Origin of the sequence: Xanthomonas cissicola (assembly GCF_008801575.1) — a bacterium.
GTDB lineage: Bacteria > Pseudomonadota > Gammaproteobacteria > Xanthomonadales > Xanthomonadaceae > Xanthomonas > Xanthomonas cissicola.
In genome coordinates this window covers 1-14,309 of the sequence record NZ_VZPL01000085.1, presented here as the reverse complement: position 1 = coordinate 14,309, position 14,309 = coordinate 1, and the positions used below count along the sequence as shown (strand labels likewise).

At 57.8% G+C, this 14,309-nt stretch carries 18 protein-coding genes and 5 pseudogenes; 14 read left to right on the top strand and 9 right to left on the bottom strand.

Annotated elements, in window-relative coordinates; genetic code table 11:
- The 5 genes and pseudogenes from F7R02_RS21880 to F7R02_RS21860 all read right to left on the bottom strand — a co-directional run.
- A partial coding sequence (locus F7R02_RS21880; RefSeq protein WP_151210039.1) for a transposase occupies positions 1-187 on the bottom strand: 187 nt, incomplete at its 3' end.
- 44 nt (positions 188-231) lie between these two features.
- Positions 232-414 (bottom strand): annotated as a pseudogene (locus F7R02_RS21875) (VirB3 family type IV secretion system protein); the annotation flags it as partial.
- Positions 411-782 (bottom strand): TrbC/VirB2 family protein, encoded by a 372-nt coding sequence (locus F7R02_RS21870; RefSeq protein WP_033483251.1) that lies wholly within the window; start codon positions 780-782, stop codon positions 411-413. The pseudogene F7R02_RS21875 and the gene F7R02_RS21870, both read right to left, overlap by 4 nt.
- Before the next feature lie 27 nt (positions 783-809).
- Positions 810-1,100, bottom strand: a complete 291-nt coding sequence (locus F7R02_RS21865; protein WP_017173636.1) for a hypothetical protein — start codon at positions 1,098-1,100, stop codon at positions 810-812.
- A 234-nt stretch (positions 1,101-1,334) separates the two neighbouring features.
- Positions 1,335-1,625, bottom strand: coding sequence for a hypothetical protein (locus tag F7R02_RS21860; protein WP_003490957.1), 291 nt, complete (start codon positions 1,623-1,625; stop codon positions 1,335-1,337).
- Positions 1,626-2,360: 735 nt separating this feature from the next.
- On the opposite strand from F7R02_RS21860, the gene F7R02_RS21850 reads away from it, so the two are divergent.
- From F7R02_RS21850 to F7R02_RS21825, 7 genes and pseudogenes are all read left to right on the top strand, one after another.
- Complete coding sequence (locus tag F7R02_RS21850; protein WP_078588924.1) at positions 2,361-3,182, top strand: hypothetical protein; 822 nt, start codon at positions 2,361-2,363, stop codon at positions 3,180-3,182.
- 616 nt (positions 3,183-3,798) lie between these two features.
- Positions 3,799-4,077 (top strand): annotated as a pseudogene (locus F7R02_RS27020) (DNA-binding protein); the annotation flags it as partial.
- 125 nt (positions 4,078-4,202) lie between these two features.
- On the top strand, positions 4,203-4,841 hold the full coding sequence (gene parA / locus F7R02_RS21840) for a ParA family partition ATPase (protein ID WP_078588926.1): 639 nt from the start codon (positions 4,203-4,205) through the stop codon (positions 4,839-4,841).
- Positions 4,838-5,170, top strand: coding sequence for a hypothetical protein (locus tag F7R02_RS21835; RefSeq protein ID WP_078588928.1), 333 nt, complete (start codon positions 4,838-4,840; stop codon positions 5,168-5,170). The genes parA and F7R02_RS21835 overlap by 4 nt, the downstream gene beginning before the upstream one ends.
- A 495-nt stretch (positions 5,171-5,665) precedes the next feature.
- Positions 5,666-5,743 (top strand): annotated as a pseudogene (locus tag F7R02_RS27595) (DUF2840 domain-containing protein); the annotation flags it as partial.
- An 86-nt stretch (positions 5,744-5,829) separates the two neighbouring features.
- A complete protein-coding gene (locus F7R02_RS21830) occupies positions 5,830-6,138 on the top strand; it encodes a hypothetical protein (protein ID WP_235857268.1) in 309 nt (102 codons plus the stop codon).
- Between the two features lie 339 nt (positions 6,139-6,477).
- Positions 6,478-7,419, top strand: a complete 942-nt coding sequence (locus F7R02_RS21825; protein ID WP_228423457.1) for a 3'-5' exonuclease — start codon at positions 6,478-6,480, stop codon at positions 7,417-7,419.
- Between the two features lie 691 nt (positions 7,420-8,110).
- On the opposite strand, the gene F7R02_RS21815 is transcribed toward F7R02_RS21825, so the two are convergent.
- Together F7R02_RS21815 and F7R02_RS21810 are read right to left on the bottom strand one after the other, a co-directional pair.
- Positions 8,111-8,506 carry a type II toxin-antitoxin system VapC family toxin gene (locus F7R02_RS21815; protein ID WP_009602864.1) on the bottom strand — a complete coding sequence of 132 codons (396 nt, stop codon included), beginning with the start codon at positions 8,504-8,506 and terminating at the stop codon, positions 8,111-8,113.
- The gene (locus tag F7R02_RS21810; RefSeq protein ID WP_002804328.1) at positions 8,503-8,754 is read right to left on the bottom strand and encodes an AbrB/MazE/SpoVT family DNA-binding domain-containing protein; all 252 of its coding nucleotides are present in this window, start codon (positions 8,752-8,754) and stop codon (positions 8,503-8,505) included. The genes F7R02_RS21815 and F7R02_RS21810 overlap by 4 nt, the downstream gene beginning before the upstream one ends.
- Positions 8,755-8,934: 180 nt before the next feature.
- Between F7R02_RS21810 and F7R02_RS21805 the strand changes: the two are divergent.
- The 6 genes and pseudogenes from F7R02_RS21805 to F7R02_RS21785 form a co-directional block, all read left to right on the top strand.
- A pseudogene (locus F7R02_RS21805) lies at positions 8,935-9,048 on the top strand (recombinase family protein); the annotation flags it as partial.
- A gap of 83 nt (positions 9,049-9,131) precedes the next feature.
- Positions 9,132-9,911 (top strand): DUF6988 family protein, encoded by a 780-nt coding sequence (locus F7R02_RS21800; RefSeq protein WP_139370863.1) that lies wholly within the window; start codon positions 9,132-9,134, stop codon positions 9,909-9,911.
- Positions 9,912-9,979: 68 nt separating this feature from the next.
- A complete protein-coding gene (locus F7R02_RS21795) occupies positions 9,980-10,813 on the top strand; it encodes a DUF4238 domain-containing protein (protein WP_019238194.1) in 834 nt (277 codons plus the stop codon).
- Positions 10,814-10,978: 165 nt separating this feature from the next.
- A pseudogene (locus tag F7R02_RS21790) lies at positions 10,979-11,485 on the top strand (integrase core domain-containing protein); the annotation flags it as partial.
- 74 nt (positions 11,486-11,559) lie between these two features.
- Positions 11,560-11,709 (top strand): hypothetical protein, encoded by a 150-nt coding sequence (locus tag F7R02_RS26510; protein WP_167521085.1) that lies wholly within the window; start codon positions 11,560-11,562, stop codon positions 11,707-11,709.
- Positions 11,710-11,756: 47 nt separating this feature from the next.
- Positions 11,757-12,296 carry a plasmid pRiA4b ORF-3 family protein gene (locus F7R02_RS21785; RefSeq protein ID WP_026007196.1) on the top strand — a complete coding sequence of 180 codons (540 nt, stop codon included), beginning with the start codon at positions 11,757-11,759 and terminating at the stop codon, positions 12,294-12,296.
- A 157-nt stretch (positions 12,297-12,453) separates the two neighbouring features.
- Here F7R02_RS21785 and F7R02_RS21780 read toward each other — a convergent pair whose 3' ends face one another.
- Positions 12,454-12,738 carry a hypothetical protein gene (locus F7R02_RS21780; protein ID WP_016850980.1) on the bottom strand — a complete coding sequence of 95 codons (285 nt, stop codon included), beginning with the start codon at positions 12,736-12,738 and terminating at the stop codon, positions 12,454-12,456.
- Between the two features lie 329 nt (positions 12,739-13,067).
- On the opposite strand from F7R02_RS21780, the gene F7R02_RS21775 reads away from it, so the two are divergent.
- Complete coding sequence (locus F7R02_RS21775; protein WP_029220486.1) at positions 13,068-13,514, top strand: avidin/streptavidin family protein; 447 nt, start codon at positions 13,068-13,070, stop codon at positions 13,512-13,514.
- Between the two features lie 215 nt (positions 13,515-13,729).
- Here F7R02_RS21775 and F7R02_RS21770 read toward each other — a convergent pair whose 3' ends face one another.
- Positions 13,730-14,035 carry a YjaZ family protein gene (locus tag F7R02_RS21770; protein ID WP_151210197.1) on the bottom strand — a complete coding sequence of 102 codons (306 nt, stop codon included), beginning with the start codon at positions 14,033-14,035 and terminating at the stop codon, positions 13,730-13,732.
- Positions 14,036-14,309: the final 274 nt, after the last annotated feature.

Below are 14,309 nucleotides of genomic sequence, written 5' to 3'. Positions count from 1 at the left end.
AACGGTTCATGCGTGTGTAGACCGTATGCCAGTTGCCAAAGCGCTTGGGTAGGCCGCGCCATTTGCAGCCATGCTCGGCAACGTAAAGGATGGCGTTGACCACTTGCAGGTTGGTCATGCTGACATTGCCGCGCTGCGCCGGCAGGCAGTGTTCGATCAGAGAAAATTGTGCTGGCGTGATCTCCATGCCCAATAGTTTAATCGCTCGGGCCATTAGTGTTAACAGGCCCTAATCAGCAGTAAGACTGGAATCAATGCCGCAGCCCAAAGTGATCGCGTGATTAACGCGGCCATGCCGGGGAAATAAAAGCTCATCGCAAGACTTGCCAGCGTCAACCCGCCCACCATTGTGGGGCGGGTCATCGCAGCGACGAGCGACTCCCCTTCATCGTGGAATTGCTCGTCGGCACTCATTGGATCGAACCGGAGGAACGCGCCTTGAGGTCGGAAACGATATTCGGCGCGAAGAACACCAGGCCGATACCGAGGCCCCAACCGCCGAGCGTCATCAGGTCGATGCGGCCCGACTTCCAACGATACCCTTGGATCGCCAAGGTGATGATGCCGATGTAGTAGCCCCACTCATAAATGAGCAGTTGCGTGATCGACTTCAGGAAGGCGGTGATCCCGCCGAACGTGCCACCGACGTCTTGTGCATATGCGAGCTGCGGAAGAAAGACGAGGGCCATCACGAGGACGTTAGCCGCCAGATCGAGCACCCTGTCTACCTTGTCGCCCTTGCGCGGGCCTGCTGTCGTGTCCTTTTGAGCATCTTGTTCCATTTAAAGAACCTCTCAATGCTGGAGGGATTATTCCCTCTTGGTTAAAACCCACTCTCCGATCTCGATGAAAATGGATTTGAAGTATTTGCAGTTTTCTTGAGCAAACAGGATGGCGTCTGATAGGTTTCTCCAGCCCTTTGTTACCCCCCTTGTCGTTTCAACGTCATAAACACGGTCTTGACCGTCCAAATGAATTTTGATCTTCCAAAATCCGTTCTCAGTAGTCTTGATCCACACCGTGTAGTTACCCCGGTGTGTTTCCGCGACCACGATCATTTCGCGCTTGGTTAGTCCCATCTTTTCCTCGTCTGCGGGCAAAAACTGACTTTTTGCCACACGAGAGGATGATTTGCCACGAGCTTCCTTCATCTTTTCGCCGCATTAGAATTTTGCGTATTAAATCGCAAATTTGAAATTTGTTTGCAAAAACGATGCAATTGGATCGTGGCACAAATCTGCCCAGGGCGCAAGAGACTGCGCCGATGCTGGCTTTGCGGGTCAGACGGAAAAATCGGGGGTTCCGGCTTACAACCCCTAGAACCTCTCAGATTGTTAGTTGTGCCACGGGGCAAAAACTACGAACACGCTCTTTGTGTGCGGGCAGCTCTCCTTGATGAAATCGACAGCTATGTCCAAACGTTTCCAGAGCTTGGTTTTACCGAGCGCGGTAACGACCTCATAAACCTTGTCCTGCGTGGGTAGCTTCAACGTCATCCGCCACCACCGGCTGTTCTCGTGCTCCGTCTCAACCAGATAAACCGCATAGTCCGGTTGAGCCTCATCGAGCACGGCCAGCTCTTTCTTGGTCAGGGTGAGCATTGCTTCCTCATCGTTGAAAAACAAAGAGGGAAGTAATGCCACGGTCAAGTTCAGCTTTCTACGCTTAGGTTTAGGTTTTTCACGCTTTACGTCGCCCGTATCACGTTTAAAACGATTCATGAAGTATCGAATCACAACCGTGAGGCGGATGCAATCCTGCGGTTGTTGAAATGTGTCAAACATCGCTACGCTACTCAATCTGCAAGCCAAAGCGGCGGCGGCGGTCGAGGAGGCGACGGTTCTAAGAGAGGCGGTTGACTTGTTCGCCGGTTGGCGAGAGGATTGGCCTATCGCTGCACAATCAGCGATTCGGCCTATCAAACCGACAAAAGGTGGAAAAGAGCGCGCAAGCGCCCATCGTTCGATGCTGGCGCTTTTATTTGGCTCACCAGTTCTATGGTGGGCGGTGCGCGGAGGCTGCAAGGCCTGCCGGTTATCGCTCTTTTCCTATCCGGTTTTGATAGCCGCGTACCGTCCACCACCTTTCCTGCGAGTACACTCGCTCCTGCAAGAAGGTAGATTCAGCACCAGACGTACCAAAACAACGAGGCAGCCTGCTGGTGTGATCAGCGGAGGCCGAAAACGAAAAAACCGCCCCTGCAAGGGCGGCTTTTTCATCACTGGGCTGGCGGGAACACCAGTCAATGGGCATTAACGTACCCCCATCCTAATCCCGCCGGCGAAGCCGTGCAAGAGGAAAAGGATGCAAAGGCCTAAACGCCGAACACCTTGCCCCGCTGCCGTTCATCGGCGCGGGACATGCCAGTAGTAGATCCAGGCTCCCACACGCCAGGCCCCGAACCGACCGCCACCAGCGGCCGGCCGCACAAGCGTGTGCATTGGCGTCAGCCCAAGCCGCCGTCCGGCAAGAAGCGCCGGCCGGCCGTCCTCGATGCCACCCGCGAAGCGTTGGTGCGGAGCCTGGAACAACGGCGAGGCTCGCTGTGGATGCGGATTAGCCGCAACGTCATCGTGGCCGGCTATGCCCTGGACAAGGCGCTGACGCGGGTGCGCGCTCTACGCAAGGACGGCGCCGAATCACTGTTGGCCATGTCCGTCGCCCTGCTCTACCTGGCCGACGTGCGCACCGGGTTTGTGGGCAAGCCGCGCCAGGGCGGCGGCCCCTGGCAGCGATATACCCTCAGAGACCTCGCCCAGCTCGCCTATGGCGCACAGACCGGCGCCGAGCTGGAACGCGCCAAACGCTCGATCGACATGATGGTGAGCCTTGGCTGGGCATTCCCCACCAAGCAGGTGCGCCGGCACACCAAAGACGCCGAAGGCCGCGACGGGTGGTGCAGCGAGCCGGGCGTGCGCCGGCTCAACTTCCAACGGCTGTGCGACATGGCCGGCACAAGCTGGCTACTCAAGCGCGACCGCAAGCACGCTGACCAGGCGCGTGGGACCGGTGTTGCGTCCTTCGCCCAGGCGCACGCACGCCGGCAGTCGCCCCAGGACGCGGGCACTACGCCGCGCACGGGCGCTGCCCGCCCTGCGGCGCACCGAGCCACGGGCGACCCGCCAGGCGGCGCGCAGAGTGCCGTGCAGCACATCTCCGACATCCTCGCCCTGTTCAAATAGCCGTCGCCGGCAGGCTCGCCCCTGCCCGATGCCGCAAAAACAGGCGCACACGCCGGCAAATCTGCCGCGAAAAGGCGAGCCGCCCTGACTTTGGCGGCCTCGATCACCACCCCGCCGCCCTCAACTACACCCCCCGAACCGAGTTCCACCCCGCTTCGGGGGATAAGCCTGTGGGGAAGTAACGTTATTTGTGACCCTTAATTGCTAGGCCATCCAGTCAACCTTTGGTTGAAAGCACAGTCAGTAGAGCACTCAACAGCAAATCGGCGTCGCCGCCGCTACGCGCCGACGACAGCGTTAGAAGCTCAATGGAGGGGCTGCGCCCCTCCCACCGCCGTTGCGCACCAACCGCATTGCTGCCTCAAGCAACCCATGTGCGCAACGGCGGCGGTTCCCTCCTGCAAAAAGCAAAAACGGGTCAGCAGGGAGTAATTAACCGGACTTCGAGGAGGCCATGACCCTAGAAAGGCTGTCGGCTTCGGGTTGCCTGCGTTGAAAAGCGGTCACCGTGCGCTACGCGCACACAAGCCTGCTGCGTGCCCGCCGAACGGTATGCAATCAAGAGGGTCGGCAGGGATTGGTGTAAAAAACAGCCAAAAGTGAGCTAACTCGCTGTCAGCACGCCGTCGCGGCAGCGGCTACCCACCAGGCCGCCATTGACCAGGTGCGCACCGCATTGGTGGACCTACAGCAGCGGGCTAGCACGGCCGAAGCCCGCGCCAGCGAGTTGCGCACCGAGTTGGATCGGGCGCACCTGGTTGCTGCCGAGCAGCGCAACGCGGCCGGGCAAGCGCGCGAAGACGCTGCAACCCTGCGCGGTCGCTTAGCCGCTTTCGAGGGGCCCCCCCCGGCTAAAACCAACCCCGGCAAGCCGCGCGGCAAAGGGACTGGCTAAATGCATGCAAGTCATCACGCCGGCAAACATGCTAGACGCTAATGCATCTTGCATGCGTGCATGCATATTGCTAAGGTATTGCACACTTGCCCTCAAGCAAGCGACTTCCACCAGGAGCGCAGCGCATGAAAACCGTAGCCATCGCCGTCCAGAAAGGCGGCGCAGGCAAGACCACTATCGCGGTCCATCTGGCAGTGGCCGCGCAGCAAGCAGGCCTGCGCGTCGCGCTGGCCGACACCGACCCGCAAGGCTCGGCCAAGGCATGGGCAGAAACTCGTTCAGATTCGGCGCTGGAGGTTGTGTCGATCACATCGGCCAATGTTGGCGCTGCGGTCGCGGCCGCAGCCGAAGAAGGGTATGACCTACTGATTGTGGACACCCCGCCGCATGCGTCCGCCGGCATCGCCGCCGCGCTTGAGCATGCGGACCTTGCGTTGATGCCGATTCGGCCGAGCCTGCTGGACTTGGCCGCCGCCCCCGCATCCATCCGGCTGCTGCAAGCCAGCGGCAAGCCGGGGGTGTTCATCCTGTCGAGCGCTCCGATCCGCGCCAGCGAAACGCGCGAGGTCGAGCGGGAGCTAGCCAGCACCGGCTATCCGGTGCTGGAAACGGTCATCCACGACCGCACGGCTTACCGCCGTGCCCTTGCTCACGGCCAGGCAGTGGGCGAATTTGAGCCGGCCGGCAAGGCGGCATTTGAGGTTCGCGCCCTCTGGCGCGAAGTGAACACGCGACTCGGCGCAACCAAAGGAACCAACGCATGACCACCGGACTTACAGGCAAGCTCGCTGCCCTGGACAAGAACAAGAGCCAACCCGAGAAGCCGACACGGCAGGCGGCGGACGCCGAGCGCCCGCCCGCCAGCAGCCGCCCCAGCGCCGGCAAGAGTGCGCCCAAGGTTGGGGCCAGTCGGACGATCACCATCCGCCACCTGACCGATGATGACCTGCGCCGGCTGTCCGAATTCAGGTACACCCACGACCTGACCATTCAAGACATCGCGATCAAGGGGATTTCCATGTTCCTCACGTCAATGGGACTGGCGCCACTCTCGGCGATGGCGGACGCGACGGACGGCGAACAGGCCGAGTAACGATGCGCACCTGCAAGCAGGCTCGCAGGCTTGTCTGCGTGGTGTCTTGCATTCAAGCTGGCATGAATTATTGCAAGCAAGAATGCAACACAGCAATAATGCGTGCATGCTCGCATTATTGCTTGCTGGCCGGCAAAGTGCCGTGCTTTCTTGGTTGCAAGCAATCAAGGTTGCATGACGTCAAGCCATCCAAGATTCTTGGCTGCAAGAAGTCAAGCATGCACCCAATACAAGTGCATGCAAGTAGCCAAGTTGCTGACGCGGCTTGCAGTCATGCAGGTACTCTCCGGTGGGGCCGTGCTTGCATGCAAGTCGTCAAGAATGCGTGCATGCAGCCATTCTTGACGATGGGCTTCCAGGTCGTGGAAGCCTTCGCCAAAGGGCGAACAGAGGGTCGGCAGGGATTCGTGTAAAAAACAGCCAAAAGTAAGCTAACTCGCTGTCAGCAAAGGTCTTTACACGAATCCCCTGCCGACCCTCGAACAAACCGGCGGAGTGATCGGCGAGGACGGCACCCGCCGCCGGTTTCTGAGTTTCGCCCCTGGTGACCGTTTTGCGCTCGATCTTTGGGAGCCCGGCCAGCGGGTGAGCGTGATCTAACGTGTGTAATATCAGTAAACTCCGATGGCTTTACCAACCAGCCAACGGAGCCAAAAGCTATGCCTGCAAAAGCCGCACGGCGACAAGTTGTCGCGAACGTGGCCCCAAAGCAGATGAAAGCGATTGGCCGCGATGCACAGCGCGCCGGACTAAGCCGACGCATGTTTATGCAAAACCTCATGGAAGAATTTCTGCTTCAACCCACCACCCTGGTTCCCGGCGGCATTTACCGCAAGCTCGACCGCGAACGCCTACGGTTCCACCTTTCAGTGCCATTGCACAACGCTGTCAACAAGTACGCCAAGAAGCTGGGCGTCACCATAAGTGTCGTTATCACCACCGCTGTAGCCAATCGCTACCCGCTCTAGGAACAACAACATGGCCGGCGATCATTGCGGTTAGATCAGCCGGTGCGAGTAAGGCAAGCTACGAAAAGCCAACCAACTGGACACTCATCGGCGACGGAACTGGACACCGCCGCCAAATGAACTGAATGCGAGCGCCAGAAGCGCTGGACAGCGCAGCCAGTATTCACTTCCCGGACTTGGCCGCCTTAAACACCACCATGGTTCAACTGGCGACCTGTCCCCTGTAGTGTTTGAAGGCGCTACGCGCAACGAGGTCGTGAGTGTCTACGGAACCCTGGACGTATCAAATCCGCCCACGATTAAATTGGCTTTCAGAAAATTAATGTTCAGGAGGATTCGATGTTTGAGGTACTGCGAAAGCTGTTTCGACGCTCGGCGACAACGCCCATTGCTGTAGCCACCACTCCGGTCACCCCAACGTTATCCTCAACTCCCGCTGCTTTACCAGCGACGAACTCAGTTCCCCCTATCTTCGTGGACACTGAAACCACAGGTTTGAATCAGGATGGCAGGGATGAAATTTTGGAAATTGCAATTGTCAATGCCGACGGCACCATCTTGCTTAACACATTGGTGCGTCCGGCGCGAAATACCGCTTGGCCAGAAGCTCAGGCCATTCATGGGATCAGCCCGCAGGATGTGGTCAGTGCTCCCAGTTGGAGCGAATTATTGCCAAAGATCGCTTCGATCTGCGCCGGTAAAACGGTCGTATTCTACAACGCCCCCTTTGATACGAGCTTCTTCCCTACTGGCTTTTTCCCACATGTAGACTGTGCCATGCGTAGTTATAGCGAAGTTCATCCTGGCCATAGTGGCTGGGTGAAGCTCTCGGATGCCGCTGCGGAATCGGGATATGCATCAACAGGGGCGTTCCACCGCGCGCTTGAGGACGCTCTCGCCTGCCGCCACATCTGGCTATTCGGTATTCCGGTTCTGAAAAAAACCTATCCACCACTGACCAATCCGCGAATCACTGCCGAACTGGCCTTGGAAGCGGGTGGCCGCATACCCCTGGTGTTTAAAACGCTATTCATAGATCAACTTCGGTTTGTAGCCATCAATGACGTCTGCGTACTCTGGACTAAAGATGACCGCGAGGAGATCAATGTCTATCGCCGAGGCACCCTGGGGGGCAGGGGAAAGATTGCAGCCCTGTCCAAAGCGGACAATCCGGAAATAGCCAAGTCTCTAGCGACAGGCTGGAAAATCGAGATGGGGCTAAGAGAGCGCAGTAACGATGTACTGACGTTCGAGGTCTCCATTTATCGACCAGCCTATTGAAACCACAGCAAAAGGTAGGCTCTGTGGGCGGTACTAGGGATTCCGCCGAATGGGGAGATCCGCAACCGGGATGAGGTAATCATCCTTGCACCTCGGGCGCTTAGCCAGTTTTTGGCCCTGGACGTAATGATTCCCTACCGACCCTCTGCAAGCTCACGGCGTCGCCGAACCCCCATGACGCCGCCGTCCAGTTTGACTGATAGCTTTGTCCAGTTTATTTGGTGCCAGCGTCCACTTGCTTGGCTGTATGCAGGCAAGCAAAGGAATGAACAGAAGCCAGCACACGGCCATGACCTGCAAGACCAGGCTAACCAAGCGCAAAATCACCGCCGCCCAGACCAGGCTTTGCGCGACCCGCGACCACTGGCCGTGTGGCAGTCCTGGTGCGCGAGTGGCACCAGACATGGCCACCTCTCCACGTGGTGGGAGGCCTACTGGTCGAGGCTGTTTTTCTGATGCGTCAGAATTATCAGTCATAGCGGTACCGAAGCTGATTGGCCAGGCCAACAATGAGCTCAGCATTGCCCTCGCTGACGGCCTTACGGATGGCATCGACCAAGGCCATGTCGCTCATGTCATGCAGCCTGGTGCCCTGCTCCGCTTTGCGACGCTGACGATATGCGCGGCTATGGTCAGCGGCAGTTTGCGCTGACACACCATTGATGGGCGGACGGCCGCGACCTCATGTCCGTCACAAAAGGCGCGTTGATTGCCCTTGCGCCGTGAGAAGTACCACCGCCTTCTTATCGAAGGAAACGAAGGTTTCCCCGCCAAGCCAGTTGCCTTCGTAGGCAATGACGCCATCGGCAAAGTCTCCGCCCGCGTCGAGCACCAGCAAGCCAGCCTCCACGGCAGGCCGGTTCACTTCCACATTCGCGGCGGCCAGTAGTGCCCGGATCGCGCTGGCCGCGTCGGCTTGCTGGAAGCCGTAGACACGCAGCAGCACCCAAACAAATTCGCATAGGCACGGCAACGCGACCGCGATCAACTCGGCGTCGGTCAAGACTGCGGCGGCAACGTCCGCTTGTGCGGGATCGTCACGCACAACCGCACGCACAAGGACGTTGGTATCGACTGCGACCTTCATTGCTTACCTGCCCAGCCCTGCGCCGCCGCCTCGTTGATTTCTTCGATGGTGGCAACCTTCTGCGTCCTGCCCGCGAGCAGGCCGACAAAGCTGGCTATCGTCCCTGCGGGCCGGGCCGCCTTGAGCACGCCCCGACCATCTGGCAGCAAGTTCAGCTCGATCTTGTCGCCTGGCCTAATGCCGAGGTGTTGCAGTACGTCCTTCCGAAACGTCACTTGTCCCCGTGCGGTAACGGTCAATGTGGTCATGGTGGGTTGCCCTCGCAATACAAGTTGTATGCTTTGCATTGTAATGCACAAATACCTTACTTTCAATGTCCGTCAAACGATCATTAGGCGGTCATGCCGGACAATGTCCGGCAATGCGCTTGTTTATGGGTTGTCGGACATTATGATAGGCGGACGGAAAGACGGACAAAAAGGGCGGTAATGGTACTGATCGGCTATGCGCGGGTATCGACGGTGAAACAGGACACCGCTTTGCAGACGGATGCGCTACGCAAGGCAGGCTGCGAGCGCGTTTTTGAGGACACGGCTTCTGGGTAAGAAAAGCCACCAAATTACTTGCGCAACACCGCTCTTAGGCGGTCCAATAGTAGTTAGGTGCCTGGTGAGGCTATTACGAGATGCCCGTCGAACGTATCCTCACCACGGCTATTCGCGAAGCGCTCATCTACATGTATAACGAAAATCCTGTCTCTGAGAAACAATTGAAGGAGTTGGCAGTTAGTGCGCGCAAAGTCAATGAAGATGCCCTGTCATTTTTAAGCCACCTTCCTCCAGTACGGACAGAGCACCACTACGTTGCTCTCCAGCTATTTCGCGCTGCGTTTGACCATGCCCGTGGGCTGCTCTTCTTGATAGAGGCGAATCCTGTTGACATGGGGGCACCTGCATTAGCGCTACACAGGTCTCAAATCGAAAACTTTCTGAGAGCTGTATTTCTTGGATTTCTCGCAACAGAAGAACAAGTGAAAGACTTCCTCGACAACGATCTTGGGATTAGAAAAAAAAATCACAACAACAAATGGCAGAACATAGGGACCGTCGATCTAGCAAGGCGCGTCGAAGTATTCATCAACGATCTGTCAGATGATGCACTAGATGATGCTTTGAAATTTTCTAGGATGGTTGAGAACACTTGGACTCCGCTGTGCGGTTTTGTGCATGGTGGCCGCGCAGTGCATGCTCTCTACCGAGATGGGCAAGGAGAGATTGGGAGCGACATTTCGCTAGATGCGTTAGTGCAATGCGTAAGCAACTGTTTTGTAATTACAAATTTTGCTTTTATGGTCGTTATTGGTCGAGTCCACGAGCTACTTGGAGTTCCTATAACCGACCCATTTAGCGTGTCGTTCGATGCTTTTGTTAAACTTCAACAGGCGCTCAGGGCCAACCAATCGTGACGGCACCTAACATTCATTCAAGCCGAACTGGCTTCGCGGGTGGGCTTAATTCAGGCGTTAGGAGGGCTATGGGACATCACTATCTGCCGCGGCATTATTTGCTGGGCTTTGCAGACGGAAAGAAGTTGTGGGGGCACGACCTGGTAGAAGGCCGATCCTTCCCCACCCAGGTCAAGTCCGTTGCGAACGAAACAGAGATGTACACGGAAGAGCTGGAAAGCCACTTAGCGAATGTCGTGGAGGGTCCCGCTCAAGACGTGATTGACCGCATTCGCAATCGAATTCCTCTAAGAACCGGAGATCGCGAGCTTTTCGCGAGCTACGTTATCGCCATGTGGCAGCGTGTTCCCGCCGGGCGAAATCGGGTAGCAGGCCATATCCCCCAGCTCGCCGAAAATATCAGAGTCCAGGTCATACAGCAACTAAATGCAATCGCGAATGCCGAGCCAGAACTCGCGGAGAAAGCAGAGAAACGAAAGGAAGAAGTAAACCAGATCATTTCTTCGTACAAGATCAATCCGCCAGATTACTTCTGGCATCACACACTGAAATCTGGAGCCACGCAACGAACAATCCAGGGCCTAATGTCCATGGAGTGGTGTTTTCTCGTCACTACTGGGGAAAACTTCATGACTTGTGACAATCCGGTGTTCTTCTTCGAGTCGGAAGGTATTGCTGCAGATCAAGCCGAGCTAAGCATGCCTCTAGGCTCAGAGATATGCTTCTGGGCAAGGCGAGCCATATCGAACAGGCCGCAATACTTCTCGACCGAGCGTTCGACAGTACTGGAGCTTAATCGTCGCTCGGCTCACAACACAAGACGATTTCTCTACACGCGCCAGGAATCACCGTGGGCTTTAGACTTCGCTAGAAAGACGCATAGGCTGCACAGATTGTCATGAATTCGCCAGCCTAAATGACGCCGGCGTCCAGTTTGACTGATAGCTTCGTCCAGGGTTCACCCCCGTTTTCACGGACACTTACAAGAAGGCCGATCAAGGCCATGAGGAGTGTTCATGTCAAAGCGCAGGAAGTTCACTGCCGAGTTCAAGCGTGGCGCGGTTGAGCAGGCCAACCAGGTGTGGTCGATGGACTTCGTGTTCGACCGCACCGCCCAAGGCCGGGTGATCAAGTGTCTGGTGATTGTGGACGACGCAACGCACGAAGCGGTCGCCATCGACGTGGAGCGCGCAATCTCCAGGCACGGGGTTGCGCGCGTGCTGGATCGGTTGGCACACAGTCGCGGCCTGCCGCAGGTGATCCGCACCGACAACGGCAAGGAGTTTTTCGGTAAGGCAATGGTCGTCTGGGCACATGCCCGTGGTGTGCAACTACGGCTCATCCAGCCGGGCAAACCAAACCAGAACGCCTAGGTCGAATCGTTCAACGGCCGGCTGCGCGACGAATGCCTCGAAGAACACTGGTTCCCAACGCTGCTGCATGCACGCACCGAGATCGAACGCTGGCGACGCGAATACAACGAGGACCGACCCAAAAAAGCAATTGGCGGCATGACGCCGTCCGCTTATGCCCAACATCTGGCAAACACCGATATCATCAGCACCGGACTCTAAACCCGGCCGCTACTCAGGGCGGGGGGACGTCGATCCTCCCCGGCCTTCAGGCCGGGGAAGATGTCAACGCGTCAGTGGAACGCATTTTCAGCGGCCGCACGCCACTGCTGGATAAGTTGGCCCACTCGCTGCTACACGCGCAGACCGATAGCGAGTTCGACGCCCTGCAAGGTGCAGCCGGGCAGCCCGACGCCGCCGACCACGATCCTGAGGACGCCCCATGAACGCATCACGCTTGACCAGTATGCCCCGTTCGATTGCGAGCAGTTCGGTGAGCAGCTCACCACCTGTCTGGAGGCTCAAAATCCAGTTGCTTGGCATCTCCCCCACAGTGTGGCGTCGGCTCGATACCTACGCTGATGTCGCATTGGCGCAGCTGCACTACTTCATCCAAGGGGCGATGGGCTGGGAACTGATGCACCTGTACTCGTACGGGCATGGCAATGGCAGCGAGATTTCCAGTAAACGTCGCTTGTGCGATGTGTCTGGCATTGGAGAGACACTGATCTACACCTACGACTTTGGCGATGACTGGCAACACCGAGTGACCGTCGAAAAGCTAATGGAAACACCATCAGGAAGTTATCCGCACTTGATTACCGGCAAAAACGCCTGTCCGCCGGAGGATTGTGGCGGACCATGGGGCTATGCGGAGATGCTCAGGGTACTTGCTGGCCGCAGCAGTGCCCGCCGACGCGAACTCACGGAGTGGTTAGGGGGCCGATTCGACCCCAGCGCGTTCGACATTAGTGAAGCCAGAGAACGTCTTGCTGAGTACGCCAAGCTGTCCATGCGGAAAGCTCAACGTTGAACGCCAACTGCGCTGCGCTGGCGGCGCGGTGGACGGGTCACACAGACCTCATTCCTGGGGCGGTTCAGCCTGATCGCGTGGACGTGCCCAGAAAGAAAGCCCAGCGCATCGGCTGAGCCGTTGGTGGCGAGACCAGGTCGCAGACCTTGCAAGGCGATCAACTGAAACGTCTGTTGCGGATCTCCTGGCGCTCCTCTGCGGTCAGATCATCAATGTGGATGTAGTGGACGCCTAGACCGCGCGGTGCGCTCAGAAGCTGTGATTCGTTCTCGTCCTGGCTATTGTCGGGCGAAGAGATCAGGCCAACGATCGTTCCATGCGGGGCCACCCGCCATAGCGCCACGCGCTGGAAGACGCGTGGCTCATCGGCCCCGGCAGCTTGTGGATAAGTGGCGTACCAACCATCGGCAGGCAGGTAGCGATAAGAACCGTAGTCGTTCATAGCGTCTCTGGGCGATGCGGGATGACGCTCTGATTGTCGGTATGCGCCGGTAGGCGGGATGCGGGAGTTTCTGATTGGGCGCTATAGCTACGCACCGTCTCATCTGTGCTTCTCTGCTGCGATAAGGGTTTCGCGCACTACGCTCAGTGCGCCGGATGGGCTGCGAGAGCTAACAGCTGGCGACCGAGGTCTGGACAGGTTCGTTTCAGGACTGTCGTCAAGGAGTAAGGGATGGAGACAGCCATCCCAGCAATGCGGATCCGGTCCGTGCTACCTAGTCGTTGGCTTGAACCCGCCACCTTTCGTTGGCTTGATTACGAGGAGAACTGATGATGTCCATGTCAATGCGTCAATGTGCTGCCTGCGTTGTGCTGCTCGGAAGTTGCATCTCGCTCGCCCAGGCAGCGCCAACCTGCAACAACCCGGTAGGCGAATGGAAAAACCAGCTGGGTTCCACACTCACGATCACCGCCGTACAGACCTCCGGTCAGCTCTCTGGTACGTACATCTCGCCTTCCGGCACCACTGGTTCGGTATATCCGCTGGTTGGCTGGTTTGCCAACCCGGTTGCTGGGTCGACGGCATCGAGCAAACTGCCCGCCATCACTTTTTCGGTGCAGTGGGGTAACTACGGCAGCATGACTGCCTGGACCGGTACCTGTGATGCGTCTGGCGGCGTGCCGGCCATCACCACAGTCTGGCACTTGGTACGGACCGGCTCCCAGTATTCGTGGGACCACATGCTGACCAACAGCGATGTTTTCGTCCCCAAATGACAGGGGGGGGGGGGCTTCCGCACATGAACCGAACGTCGTCCAGATGTTGCATAGCCCGGGCGCACCCTTTATAGTACTCACATCTGGATATATACGGGGCCTAGTAGTCACCGCTAGGTGTTCAGACACCGCCACTGGTTCCAGGCTATTGCCGGTTGATGGGAGCAATCCCTAAGGGCTTCCGCGCCCCCCCCCGAAAGGGGGGTTTGCTTTTTCTACCGCTTCGGCGGCCGGCGGACCGGCTTGCCGGTCGCGCGATTCAACAGCAGCCGCCACCCCTTGATGCGATCGTCCTTCTTGAACTTGTAGGGGTCATTGTCGGCGTCTTCGTCGCGCACATAAGCGCTCTCGACGTAGATCCGCACCGCGCCCTGGCCTCGCGCCGCAACATTGAAATACACCTCGTATTGCGCGCCTGGTGGGTAGCCGGGAATCAGCTCCTGCAGCTCCATCGTCAGGAAATTGTCGCCATTGGTAAACAAGCAGGGGCGCTGATCGAGCGTCCGCATGATGTCGGGCAAGAGCACTGAGGCCGCGTAACGCGCGGGATGGAAGCAGCGCCAGATGCGGCGCCCGTCGAGGGGAGGCAGGGATTTGTGTAAAAAACAGCCAAAAGTGGGCTAACTCGCTGTCAGTAAAGGTTACTTACACCAATCCCTGCCGACGCTCAGGTAGTCACCGACTGAGCCTCACTGAGGCAATAGCTCCATCAACCATGCGAGCTCCTCTTCGTTGAATGCCGGGAAATCATCCGCTGCCCCTGCGAAGGGGTCCTCATCTTGTTCCCGCATCACG